Source organism: Brachybacterium phenoliresistens (assembly GCF_039530785.1).
GTDB classification, from domain to species: Bacteria; Actinomycetota; Actinomycetes; order Actinomycetales; family Dermabacteraceae; genus Brachybacterium; species Brachybacterium phenoliresistens.
Genome location: NZ_BAAAOW010000011.1, coordinates 99,330 through 111,248, shown reverse-complemented (window position 1 = coordinate 111,248; position 11,919 = coordinate 99,330). Strand labels below are relative to the sequence as shown.

Here is an 11,919-nt window from a genome sequence, read left to right as displayed (position 1 = left end):
CCAGGATCTCTCAGCGGCGCAGCCAGGCGGTGGTGGCGCCGGGCAGCAGCGGGGCGCCGTCCGGTCCCTCCTCGAGCGGGGCGCTGCTGAGCAGCACCTCGCCCGCGGGCAGGGGGACGGGGGCGTCGCCGAAGTTGGTGATGCTGGTCCAGCCGCCGGGGCGGACCAGGGCCAGGACGTCGCCGGTGCTGTGCTCCTCGTCCCAGGTGAGCTCCTCGGCGCCCTGCAGCGTGCGCCGCAGGCGCAGCGCCTCGCGGTACAGCGTCAGGGTGGAGGCGGGGTCGCCGTCCTCGGCCTCGACGGAGACGTCCGCGAACCAGGCCGGCTGCGGCAGGTGCGCGCCGTCGGTCCCGAAGCCGAAGGAGGAGCCCTCGCGGGTCCACGGCAGCGGCACCCGGGTGCCGTCGCGGCCCAGGCCGTCGAAGGAGCGGTCCTCGGCGGTGGTGCGCCAGAACGCGGGGTCCTGACGCTGCTCGTCGGGGATCTCGGCGACCTCGTGCAGGCCCAGCTCCTCGCCCTGGTAGAGGTAGGCGCTGCCGGGAAGCGCCAGCTCGAACAGGGTGGCGGCGCGGGCGCGGCGCAGCCCCAGCTCGCGGTCGATGCCCTCCTCGGGGCCGCCGGCGATGATCCATTCCGCCCCCTGCTTGACCTCGCGCCCCTGCAGCGGGGGCAGGCCGTAGCGGGTGGCGTGGCGGACCACGTCGTGGTTGGAGAGCACCCAGGTGCTGGAGGAGCCGGTCGTGGCGGACTGGCGCAGGTTGTCGGTGACGATGCGGCGGAAGGCATCGGCCTCGAAGTCCGCGGTGAGCAGGTCGAAGTTGAACGCCTGGCCCAGCCCGCGGGGGCTGGCGTACTTCGCGCGCCGCTCGGGGGAGGAGACCCAGGCCTCGGCCACGGCGGTGCGCGGCGGCGTGTACTCCTCGAAGACCCGGCGCCACTCGGCGTAGATCTCGTGGACCTCGTCGCGGTCCACCAGCGGGTGGGTGCCGTCCTGGGGCATCTCGGCGAGCTCCGCGGAGCTGGGCAGATCCTCGGCCAGGTGCTTGGCCAGGCACTGGGCGACGTCGACGCGGAAGCCGTCGACCCCGCGGTCGGACCAGAAGCGCAGCGTGGTCAGGAAGTCCTCGCGCACCTCGGGGTGGTCCCAGTTGAAGTCGGGCTGCTCGCGGGCGAAGGTGTGCAGGTACCACTGGCCGTCCTCGACCTGCGTCCAGGCGGGGCCGCCGAAGGCGCTGGTCCAGTCCGCCGGGGGCAGCTCGCCGTGCTCGCCGAGCCCGTCGCGGAAGATGTAGCGCTCCCGCTCGGGGGAGCCGGGACCGGCGGCCAGGGCCTCGCGGAACCAGGCGTGCCGGTTCGAGGAATGGTTGGGCACGATGTCCACGATCAGGCGGATCCCGGCCTCGTGCAGCGCCCGGGACATCTCGTCGAACTCCTCGAGCGTGCCGATGCGCGGGTCCACGTCGCGGTAGTCGTCCACGTCGTACCCGCCGTCGGCCAGGGCCGAGGGGTAGAAGGGGCTCAGCCACACGGCGTCCACGCCGAGCCGGCGCAGGTAGGGGATGCGGGAGATGATCCCGCGCAGGTCGCCGATCCCGTCGCCGCTGCCGTCGGCGAAGGATCGCGGGTAGATCTGGTAGACCACGGCCTGGCGCCACCAGGTGGGATCGGCGGTGAGCTCGACGGCATCCGAGCCCGCGGCGGCCGGGCCGGTGGCGGCGGTGCTGCCGGGCGCGGTGACGGCGGTGGTCTCGGCGGGGGCGGGCGACGACGGCGTGGGCGTGCTCAAGCGAGGACTCCTCGATACGGGGCGGGCGGTTCGGGGCTTCGGGGGAGGGCGCCGCGCCGGGGCGGGGCGGCCGGGACCGGGGACGGCAGGGCCGGGCCGATGCGGGCCCGGCCCTGCCGGAGGGTCACTTCACAGCGCCCTGGGTGAGGCCGGAGATGACCCACTTCTGGGCCAGGAGGTAGGCCACGATGGCCGGCGCCATCGCCATCAGGTAGCTGGCGAAGGACACGTTGTAGTTGTTGCTGAACTGGTCCTGGAACATCGACTGGAGCACCGGGACCGTCTGCAGGCGGGGATCGGAGATGATCAGGCTGGGCATCATGAAGTCGTTCCACGACTGCAGGAAGGCGAAGATGCCGACGGTCGCGGACATCGGCCCGAGCAGCGGGAAGATCAGCCGCCAGAACACCTGCCAGGTCGATGCGCCGTCGATGCGCATGGACTCCTCCAGCGAGATCGGGATGGACCGGAGGAACGCGGTGAAGAGCATCGTGTTGAACGCGAGGGCGAACACGATGTGAAGGGCGGCGACCCCGACGGGATTGTCGAGCCCCAGCATGCCGGTCATCTGCACCTGCGGCAGCGCCACCACGGGGAACGGGATGAACATCGCGGCGAGCAGGTAGAAGAAGGACCAGCGGAACAGGCGTCGGTGCCAGTTGCGGACGATCGCATAGGCCGCGAGCGAGGAGATGACGATCTCGCCGACCACCGCGATGGCGGTGATGAAGATGCTGACCGAGAGGGCGCGCGGGAGGTCGGTGAGGCTCCAGGCCTCGGCGAAGGCGTCCCCGGAGAGCGGCGCCGGCAGGGTGAACGCCCGGCCGTCGACGGCCTGGGCCGTCGTCTTGAGCGACATGTTGATCGTGACGAACAGCGGGATCGCGATGGTGATGGCGCAGACCAGGAGGATGATCGTGGCCGGGACGTTGTAGCGGACCTTGGCCCGCATCCGGCGCGGCGCCGTGGAGGTGGAGGCGGTGCTCATGATCCGAAGCTCGCTTTCCCGCGGGTGAGGCGCAGTTGGAAGATCGCGATGATGATGCTGATGACGAAGAAGACGGCGGCGTTGGCCATCTGGTATCCGAAGTCGCCGCCCTCGAACCCGCGGATGATCGACATGGCGACCGTGCGGGTGGCGACGCCGGGGCCGCCGTCGGTCAGGCCGACGACGATGTCGTAGGCGTTGAGGTAGCCCTTGAAGCCGAGGATCGTGTTGATGACGACGTACCCGGAGACCAGGGGCAGGGTGATGTGCCAGAGCTTGCTCGCCGGGGAGGCGCCGTCGATCGAGGCGGCCTCGTAGACCTCCTCGGGGACGGTGACGAGGCCTGCGATGTAGATGAGCAGCGCGGGCGGGATGGTCGACCAGGCGTGGACGATCACCAGGGCGATCCAGGCCAGGTTCTCGTTGGCGAGGATCGACTGCGACAGCGCATCGATGCCGAGGGTCTGGGCGATCGCCGGCACGGTGTTCGAGAACAGGAACTTGAACACGTAGGCGATGATGATGCCGGAGATCACCATCGGCAGGACGAACACGGTGCGCAGCGTGCGCTGGAAGCGGATCCGCGCCGTGAGCCCGAGGGCCAGGAAGAACGCGATGGCGTTGGTGATGATCACCGTCACCAGGGCGAAGCCGAGGGTGAACAGGTAGGCCCCGACGATGCCCTCGTCGCGGAAGACGGCGATGTAGTTGCGGATCCCGGTGAACTCCCAGTCCCCGAAGCCGATCGAGTTCGTGAACGAGTACCCGAAGCCCACGATGGCCGGGACGGTGATCGCGAGGGTGAACGCCAGGAGGGCGGGGAACAGGAAGAAGTAGTAGATCGGGTCGATCTTGGGGGAGTTGGGGGACTCCTTGGGCGGAGGCGCGGAGCTGCGCCGAGGCGTGCTCGCGCGCGGAGGCGTCGATGTCGTCTCTGACATGGGTGTTCCTTGTCCGGTGCGGGGTGGGGCGCTCAGGCGCGGTAGGCGAGGCTGGCCCAGTCGCTGTCGAGGCGGGCCAGCATGGTCTCGGGCTTCTCTCCGAAGACGATCGCCTGGAGGTAGTTCGCCCACGGGATCGTGTTGGGGATGAACTGGGAGGCGCCCATGTAGTAGCGGGCCTCGTCGTAGTAGGACTGCATCTCCACGATCCGCGGATCGGTGGCCGGCGGGGCGTCCTTGGTGGTGCCCAGGTACAGGAAGTCCACGTTGTAGGTGTCCTGGACCTCCGGCTGCATGAAGAACTTCACCAGCTCACGGGCGCCCTCGGGCTGGTCGGCGGCCTCGGGGATCCACAGGGCGAGGTCGATGTTCACGCGGATCTTGAGATCCGCGGGATCCTCGGTGACCGGGAGCGGGAACATCCCCATCTCGGCGCCGGTCTCCGCCTTGGCGATCTCCGGCAGCGCCCAGGGGCCCTGCAGCAGCATGGCCGCCTCGCCGTTGGCCATCGCGGTGTTGCCCTCGTTGTAGGTGCGGGCCGGGGCGTCGTCCTGGTGGAAGGGGAGCAGCTCGAGCATGCGGGCGATGGGCTCCTGCCAGTCCTTCGAGAACGAGTGCTCCGCGTTCGGGCCCACCTCCTCGCCGATCTCCGTGACCTGCTCGTAGAAGGTGCGGACGTCGATCATCCCGCCGAGGGTGTAGTCGAACATGCCCTGGTTCAGCGTCCACGCGTCGGCGAAGGTGCCGTAGATCGGGGTGACGCCGGCGTCCTGCAGCTCCGTGCAGAGAGCGGTGAACTCGCTCCACGTGGTCGGGACGCTCAGCCCGTGCTCATCGAAGATGGCCCGGTTGTAGATGACGGCCGCTCCCGCCACCGACCACGGCAGCACGCTGGTGCGGCCGGGGTAGGGCGGGTACCAGTCCGCGAGGTCCTTGATGTCGTCGCGGATCCGGGAGGCCTCCTCCATGTCGGAGAGGTCCGAGAGGCCGCCGCGCTCGCGGAAGCGCGACATCTCGAGGTTGTAGTTCTGCAGGGCGACGTCCGGCGGGTTCCGCCGGGCGAAGCCGGCCGAGAGGTTGGATGCGACGTCATGGACGTACCGGTACTGCGGCTGGGCGGCGTCGAGCTCCGCCAGCAGCATCTTGATGTGGTCGAAGATCTCTCGCTTGGACTGGTAGAACGTCACGTCCTTGCGACCGGAGGCGCCGCAGCCGGCGAGCCCGGTCGCAGCGAGTGCCCCGCCTGCGGCGAGCAGGCCGCGCCGGCTCGTCTGCAGTCGGGAGAGGGGAGAGGGTGACACCGTCGTCTCCTTCGGGTGGTGGGCTCGGGAGCCTGGATGGACCGGCCGTGCGGCCGAATCGGTCGGGCCGGGCGGTGCCCGGCGGGTCGGTCGTGGCCGGAGCCGGGGCGGCCGCCCCGGTCGAGGGCGGGCTGCCGATCAGCGCCGACCGGGAGCGCCAGCCTAGGCCGAAGGCGGCGGTCCTGGTCACCGGAGCGGAAACCTCCGCCCGGCGGTTCCGGTCTCCTCCTCCGAGGGGCGCGCGAGGTGCCAGACGGAGAAGATATAGACCTTAGATTTAAGTTCTGCAGGAAGTATGGCGGCTGTCTCGGGTACCGTCAAGGGATGACTCAGAGCACGGCGCGGTCGCCCCGGCTGCTGCGCCGGATCAACACCGGCCTGCTGCTGCGGTTCGCGCTGGCCAGCACCGATTTCACGGCGGCTGAGGCGATGGCCGCGAGCGGTCTGACGCGGGCCACGGTGCTCGGCGTGTGCGCCGATCTGGTCGCGGCCGGCTGGCTCGAGGAGATCGAGGACAGCCGCGTCGCGGGGCTCTCCCAGCGGGGCCGCCCGGCGCGGCGCTACCGGCTGCGCGAGGGGGTCGGCGCCGTGGTCGGCGTGGACGCCGGGGAGAACCGCTTCGCCGCGGCCGTCGCGAACCTCCACGGGGAGGTCCTCGCCTTCCAGCACCGCCGGGTCGACCCCTCCGAGGTGGACCGCGACGAGCGCGTCGTGATCGTGCGCGACCTGATCCGGGGCGTCCTCGCCGACGCCGGCGTCGCCGCGAGCTCCCTGCTGATCACCGTGGTCGGCATCCCGGCCCCGGTCGATGCCGAGGGCCGCTCCCCGGAGGACCAGAACATCTTCTGGACGATGATGAACTCCGGCTTCCAGGACCACCTCGAGGGCTTCGTCGTCCTCGAGAACGACGCCAACCTCGCCGCGCTCGCCGAGCAGGCGGCGAACCCCGGCCGGAACGTGGCGACGCTGCTGTCGGGCGAGCGGTTCGGCGCCGGCCTCGTCGTGGACGGGCGCCTGCTGCGCGGCGGCCGCGGGGGCGCGGGCGAGATGCGCTTCCTCGACCTCCTCGTGCGCGAGGACGACCTCGACCTCGGCTCCGCGGACGGCGTCGGCGCCCTCGCGCGGCGCTGGGCGCAGACGGAGCTGAGCCGCAGCGACGCCCCCTCCGCCCTGCGGCGGCTGCCGCTGGACCAGGTCGACGCCGAGGCCGTGTTCGCCGCGGCCCGGGACGGGGACGCCCTCGCCGAGGACATCCTGCGGCGGCTCGGCGGGCGCATCGCCCAGATCGCCATGGTGCTCGAGAGCATCCTCGACGTGGAGAAGGTCGTGGTCGCCGGGGGCATCGCCGCGGCCATCGGCCCCGTGCTCGGCCACGCCCGCAGCATCCTCGAGGCCCAGTTCCAGCCGCCGTTCCCCGAGCTCGTCGCCAGCGGGCTGGGCCGCGACGTGATCGTGCGCGGCGCGGTGGAGCTCGCCCTCAGCCGGATCCGCGAGGCGCCGCTGGACTTCCTGCCCGCCAGGGCGGAGGCCTGAGCCCGAGGGAGCGGACCTCAATCCTCGTAGGCGCGCAGCGCGACGACGCGTGCCTCGCGGCAGCCGTGCGTGTCCTCGACGATGAGGCGCAGCCTGTCCATCGGCGTCGCCGCCCCGAGACGGATGGAGCACCGTCGACGGCGGTTGTCCCGGACCCGCCCCAGGACCACCCAGTCTCCCGCGACCCTGGCCTCGACCCGGGCGTCGCGGACGAGCGAGGGAGGGATCTCCGCCTCCGTGCGGTGGTGGTGGAGGTTGATGAGATCCTCGTCGACGTCGTCGTCGAACAGCACGTCGACGGTGCGGACCTCCCGCGGCGATGCCCAGCCCAGCTCGAGCCACGGGCGGGGGTCCTCATCCATCGGGGCCGATACCCACAGGTGAGGCCCGCCGTAGGGGCGGGAGAAGCCGCCCACGGCCTGCGACGGCGCCAGGGCGGCCGTCGGCTCCGCGAGACGGAAGCAGATCCCGCGACGGTGGAGGGTCTGCTTCCACGCGCGCCACTGCTCGGTGAACCTCTCCGCGGGCGGCAGGTCGCGGTGGCCCAGGACCAGCACCCCCGGCACCGCCTCGGCGCCGATGTGCACGCCGAGGAGCGGGTTCGCCCGGAGGACGACGACGGCGTTCCGGGCCTCGGCGGGCTCCCACCGGAGGGGCAGTCGGACCCAGGAGCGCCCTTCCGCGACGGGGACGACGGCTCGCTCGATCTCCTCGTGGGGAAGGTAGTTCTGCGGCAGGCGGGTGCGGTGCAGCGCGACGTGGAGCTGCGTGGCCTCGGCCGCGTCCAGCAGGATCTCCAGACCGTCCAGGCGAGGCCGCACGGGGAGGACCAGGGCGATGTCGTCGACCAGTTCGCGGCGCCCCGTGCTGCGCGAGGAGGCGAGCCGGGTGGTCGTCGAGGACGCGCGGACCTCGGCGCACCGGGCGAGGTCGGCCGGGTCGTCGTTCTCGAGGCCCAGGACCGAGGCATCCGCCCGCACCAGAGCTCGTCGGAGCTCGGGCAGATGCTCCTGCGCCAGCGCCGTCGGCGGGGCGTCGAGCTCCTGCGCGAGCGCCGCCGCGATCCCGGCCGCCTCGCCCAGGACGGCGCACGTCGCCATCACGCGGGTCGAGCCGAAGGCGACATGGCTGGCGCTGATGTTCCTCCCGGCCATCCACAGGTTGGCCACGTTCGCGGAGTACAGGCAGCGCAGAGGGATGTGGTAGCTGCCCTCGGGGTGCCAGTGCCGCGATCCGCTCTCGGCGGCGTAGACGCCGCCGGCCGGGTGCAGGTCGATCGACCACCCGCCGAAGGCGACCCGGTCCGCGAAGTCCCGCTGCCCCAGCACGTCCTGCTGGGTGAGGACATGGTCGCCGACGAAGCGCCGGTACTCCCGCTTCCCGGGCACGGAGCCCACCCACTCGAGGGTGAGGGTCTCGGCGTCGTAGCGTCCGGAGTTCTTGATGTGGTCCCACAGGCCGTAGCAGACCGCCTGCAGCTCGTCCCGGATCCTCTCGTTGTCGTGGACGATGTCGAGCTCCCCGCCCCATTCGATCCACCAGAACGCACAGCCGCTCATGTCCTGGCGGATCACGCGGTGCTCCGGGATCGAGGTGGCGCCGATGTCCACGGCGAACGAGGGCGGGACGAACTTCTGCGGCCGGCCCGTGTCGTGGGAGGCGAAGAGGATCGTGCTGCCCAGCATGTTGTCGTCGGGCACCTCCGGGGCCCACGACTCGTCGAACGCGGAGCGGGGCTCGCGTCCCGACATGGAGCGCGCCCCCGCGAGGTGGCCGACCAGCCCGTCGCCGGTGCAGTCGATGAACGTCCCGGCGTGGATCGTGGTGCGCCGCTCGGACCCGCTCGTCCAGCCGGTGACCGCGCGGATCGTGCGCCGATGCTCGGGCCCGTCCGCGTCGACCTCGGTGACGTCGGTGTTCAGGAGCAGGGTGATGCCGTCCTCGGCGCGCACGGTCTCCAGGAGGAGGAGGTCCCAGTAGTACGGGTTGCCGTCGGGGTTGCGGTACTGGTTCTCCACGAACAGCTCGCCCATGATGCCCGTCTCCCGCGCGTTCAGATGGGTGCCGTGCGCGGTCGCACCGCACACCCAGACGCGCACCTCGCTGGAGGAGTTCCCGCCCAGGACCGGCCGGTTCTGCACCAGCACCACCTGTCTGCCGCGACGCGCCGCGGCGACGGCCGCGCAGATCCCTGCCAGCCCGCCGCCGATGACGGCGACGTCCGTGCGGAGCGTCGTGCGCATCATGACCGCGCTCCGTCCTGGGGAGCACGTGCGAGCCGGATGGCGCAGGTGCCCTCCGCTGCGGCGCTGCGCTGGGCCAGCAGGATCCGATGCACGCGAGGGCCCCAGGTGTCCTCGAGCTTCTCGTCCCCGGTCGGGATCCTCTCGATGCGGGCCTCGAACCGGGCGGGGTCGAAGGTCGCCAGCGCGGCGCCGATCCGGATCCGGCCCGCGGCGGGGAGCGTCGGAGCGTCCCGCGTCATGAGGACCAGCGTCATGCGTCGCGGCTCCGCGAAGCACCAGCTGTCCCGGATCGTGACCCCGGAGCCGTCCGGGTCCTCGTCGGGGTCGCCGGATCGGGGACGTAGCAGGGCGACCTCGCGCCAGCAGGACGCGAGCCCGGCCTGCGGCGGGTAGGCGGGCGCCAGATCCATGCGCAGGGACGACGTGGTGCCCTCGTCGACGAAGGCGGTGCCGCGGGCGGCGAACTCCTCTCCCGGCGCCTGCTCCACGCCCGGGCTCCCGGCCCCTCCGGCCGTGGCCGGGGACGGGGATCCCGGGCCCGCCGGCAGCGGGACGCTGTGGAAGGCGCTGCGCATCGTCCAGATGCCGTATCGGGTGGCGGGTTCGAAGGTCTCGCGCCGGTAGACGCCGACCCCCACGTCGATGAGCACGGGATCGCCGTCGAGGGAGGCGATCACGCCGCCCACGTCGTTGTGGTTGTGGGAGACGTCGTTGTGCCCGCCCTTCGCCGCCACGAACCAGCCGGAGACGGCGCCGGCGCGCTCCCGGGACGCGGCGAGCTCGGTCCCCGGGGCGTACCAGGACGCGGGCATGCCCGGCTCCGCGGGTCCCTGTTCCGCCCAGTGCGGGTCGCGCAGCTCGCGGAGTGTGCGGAGGAACTGCGGAGCCAGCTGCTCGGGCACATGGAACGGGTGCTGCCGTCCCATCCATCGGGCATGGCGCACGACGGTCTCGTCGCCGATGGTCACCCCGAACCGTCCCAGCAGGTGCCAGGAGGCGTTCGGCGGCAGCGAGGCGGCGCCGTCGGAGAAGTTCACCTGCGTCCGGGCGTCGATCTGCATCGCCAGGGGGAAGCGCGCCATCGCGGGGACCGGCGCGACCGCGAACCCGTCCAGCTCCCCGCCGCTGATCTCGTGCAGCACCTCGAGCGCCTCGAACAGGGTGGCCCCCGCCCACCACCAGTACGTGGCCCCCTCGTCGCAGGAGCCGTCCGGCGCGTAGCCGGCGCGGAAGCGGTCCAGGATGTGCAGGGCCTGCTCGACATCGGCGGCGAGCACGGCGGCATCCGTCTCCACGACCGCCGCGCACACCAGGACGTTCGAGACGATCCACGGCGCCCAGTTGTTCGGCGTCTCCTCGCGGCCGTGCCAGAAGTACGTCTCCCGCCGCCACGGATCCAGGACCCGCCGACGGATCTCGTCGTGGACGCGCGCTCTCAGCCCGGGGAAGCGCGTCTCGAGCCGGGTGCCGGCGATGCTGTCGATCGCCGCGAGCATCCCGCCGACGTAGCCGTCCGAGAGGTCCAGGATGTCGCGGCCGGGGATCGGCAGGGGCGGGCGCTCCCCGGTCTCGGGCAGGGCGTAGTGCGAGGGGAGGCACCAGGCGGTCAGCTCGCACAGGCGCCAGATCGCATCGGCCAGATCGTCCAGCGCGTCCTCGTCGTCCGTGACCATGAGGGCCAGGGCGGCGGCGCCGGCGGCGCCGAGCAGTCCGCGCTGGGCATGCTCGTAGGGCTGTCGCTCGCCGGTGGCGGCGTAGTGGTGCCACAGGGTCAGCCGGGGTGGGGTCTCGGCGGCACGCTCCGCCCAGGAGCGGGCGGCGCGCAGCACCTCGGCGGTGTCGGCGCGGTCCAGGCCGCTCCAGGCGCCGCGGTCCTCGACGGGCGGGGCGGCCTGCCAGGCGCGCGGTCGCAGCGCGGTGCGTGCGCGGGGCGTCAGCAGCGCGCGGAAGGACGTCGGGGAGTTCGACATCTCTGCTCCGATCGGGTCAGGCGCGCAGCGCGAAGGCGCGGGCGCTGATGGAATCGTGGAAGGCTCCGGTGGTCGCGAAGGCGATCGCCTCGTCCACGGCATGCGCGGACAGCCGGCCCACCTCGGTGCCGAGGGAACCGGCGATGTGCGGGGTGAGGAAGGTGTTGGGGCAGCGCCGCAGCCGGGCGCCCCGGGGGAGCGGCTCCTCATCGGCGACATCGAGCAGGGCCACGAGGTCTCCCTGCTCGAGCCGGTCGGCGAGGGCCTCCTGATCGACCAGGTCGCCGCGCGCGGTGTTGATGAGCACGGTCCCCGGCCGCATCCGTGCGATGAGGCGGCGGTCGATCATGCCGCGGGTCGAGGGCAGCGATGGGGCGTGCACGGTGATGATGTCGCTGATCCCGGCGAGCTCCTCCAGGGGGACCAGCCGCGCGCCGAGCTCCGCGGCCCGGCTCGGATCGAGCGTGGGGTCGGCCAGGAGCACCTCGAGGTCCATGTCCCGCAGCCGCGCGAGGACCAGGCGCCCGATGGTCGAGGCTCCGATGACGCCGACGGTCCGGGCACGGGCTCCCACCGAGGGCCAGGCGGCCTCGACGTCCGCGTCGTCCGCGCCGGAGCGGATCCGATCCGCGGCCCAGAAGGCGTGCTTGGCCCCGAGCACGATCAGGGCCATGGTGAACTCCGCGACCGGGATCGCGTTGGCGCCGGCCGCCGAGCTCACGACGATTCCCCGTGCGTACACCGCGGGATCCACGATCGGGCGCAGCGTGCCGGCGGAATGCGCGATCGCGCGCAGCTCGGGGAGCTTCCCGAGGGTCTCGGTCGCGATCCGCTGCGTGCCCCACCCGGTGATCAGGAGCTCCGCCCGGGCCAGCACGCTGCGGTCCTCGGGCTGCCCGAGGTCCAGCGGTCGATCGGCGAGGAGCTCGAGATCCGGATGGGTCTCCAGGCGGCGCAGGTCCCACTGCCCGAAGACTCGGCGGAAGGTCGCGTCGGGCATCAGGAATCCGATGCGGGTCCGGGCACGGGTCACGGGGGCCTCCTGGTGGGTGGGATCGGCTGTGCCATCCCAGCCCGGCCCCAGGAGTGATGTCAACGCAATCCGTTCGATCGAACAGAAAGAGAACATCGGCCCTTCGCCCGCTCCATGGCCT

Annotated in this window: 8 protein-coding genes; 1 reads left to right on the top strand and 7 read right to left on the bottom strand. The window is 72.1% G+C overall.

All coding sequences use genetic code 11. The annotated features are described in order from the left end of the window. Positions 1-10: 10 nt before the first annotated feature. From ABD234_RS17435 to ABD234_RS17420, 4 genes are all read right to left on the bottom strand, one after another. Positions 11-1,786, bottom strand: coding sequence for a glycoside hydrolase family 13 protein (locus ABD234_RS17435; protein ID WP_344358952.1), 1,776 nt, complete (start codon positions 1,784-1,786; stop codon positions 11-13). A 124-nt stretch (positions 1,787-1,910) separates the two neighbouring features. After that, complete coding sequence (locus ABD234_RS17430) at positions 1,911-2,774, bottom strand: carbohydrate ABC transporter permease (RefSeq protein ID WP_344358950.1); 864 nt, start codon at positions 2,772-2,774, stop codon at positions 1,911-1,913. After that, the gene (locus ABD234_RS17425) at positions 2,771-3,715 is read right to left on the bottom strand and encodes a carbohydrate ABC transporter permease (RefSeq protein ID WP_344358947.1); all 945 of its coding nucleotides are present in this window, start codon (positions 3,713-3,715) and stop codon (positions 2,771-2,773) included. The genes ABD234_RS17430 and ABD234_RS17425 overlap by 4 nt, the downstream gene beginning before the upstream one ends. 32 nt (positions 3,716-3,747) lie before the next feature. Then, positions 3,748-5,016 carry an ABC transporter substrate-binding protein gene (locus ABD234_RS17420; protein WP_038370960.1) on the bottom strand — a complete coding sequence of 423 codons (1,269 nt, stop codon included), beginning with the start codon at positions 5,014-5,016 and terminating at the stop codon, positions 3,748-3,750. A 324-nt stretch (positions 5,017-5,340) separates the two neighbouring features. Here ABD234_RS17420 and ABD234_RS17415 point away from each other — a divergent pair, with 324 nt between their 5' ends. Beyond that, positions 5,341-6,549 carry an ROK family transcriptional regulator gene (locus ABD234_RS17415; protein ID WP_344358943.1) on the top strand — a complete coding sequence of 403 codons (1,209 nt, stop codon included), beginning with the start codon at positions 5,341-5,343 and terminating at the stop codon, positions 6,547-6,549. Between the two features lie 17 nt (positions 6,550-6,566). Here the strand turns inward: ABD234_RS17415 and ABD234_RS17410 are convergent, their stop codons facing one another. The 3 genes from ABD234_RS17410 to ABD234_RS17400 are packed head-to-tail and all read right to left on the bottom strand — an operon-like array spanning position 6,567 to position 11,798. Further along, positions 6,567-8,795, bottom strand: coding sequence for an FAD-dependent oxidoreductase (locus ABD234_RS17410; protein WP_344358939.1), 2,229 nt, complete (start codon positions 8,793-8,795; stop codon positions 6,567-6,569). Then, complete coding sequence (locus ABD234_RS17405) at positions 8,792-10,765, bottom strand: hypothetical protein (protein WP_344358936.1); 1,974 nt, start codon at positions 10,763-10,765, stop codon at positions 8,792-8,794. The genes ABD234_RS17410 and ABD234_RS17405 overlap by 4 nt, the downstream gene beginning before the upstream one ends. 16 nt (positions 10,766-10,781) lie before the next feature. Continuing rightward, positions 10,782-11,798, bottom strand: a complete 1,017-nt coding sequence (locus ABD234_RS17400) for a hydroxyacid dehydrogenase (protein WP_344358933.1) — start codon at positions 11,796-11,798, stop codon at positions 10,782-10,784. Positions 11,799-11,919 lie beyond the last annotated feature (121 nt).

Coding starts and splice junctions, on each gene's coding strand:
- ABD234_RS17410 (WP_344358939.1), bottom strand. CDS start 8,795: ATGATGCGCACGACGCTCCGCACGGACGTCGCCGTCATCGGCGGCGGG.
- ABD234_RS17415 (WP_344358943.1), top strand. CDS start 5,341: ATGACTCAGAGCACGGCGCGGTCGCCCCGGCTGCTGCGCCGGATCAAC.
- ABD234_RS17405 (WP_344358936.1), bottom strand. CDS start 10,765: ATGTCGAACTCCCCGACGTCCTTCCGCGCGCTGCTGACGCCCCGCGCA.
- ABD234_RS17425 (WP_344358947.1), bottom strand. CDS start 3,715: ATGTCAGAGACGACATCGACGCCTCCGCGCGCGAGCACGCCTCGGCGC.
- ABD234_RS17430 (WP_344358950.1), bottom strand. CDS start 2,774: ATGAGCACCGCCTCCACCTCCACGGCGCCGCGCCGGATGCGGGCCAAG.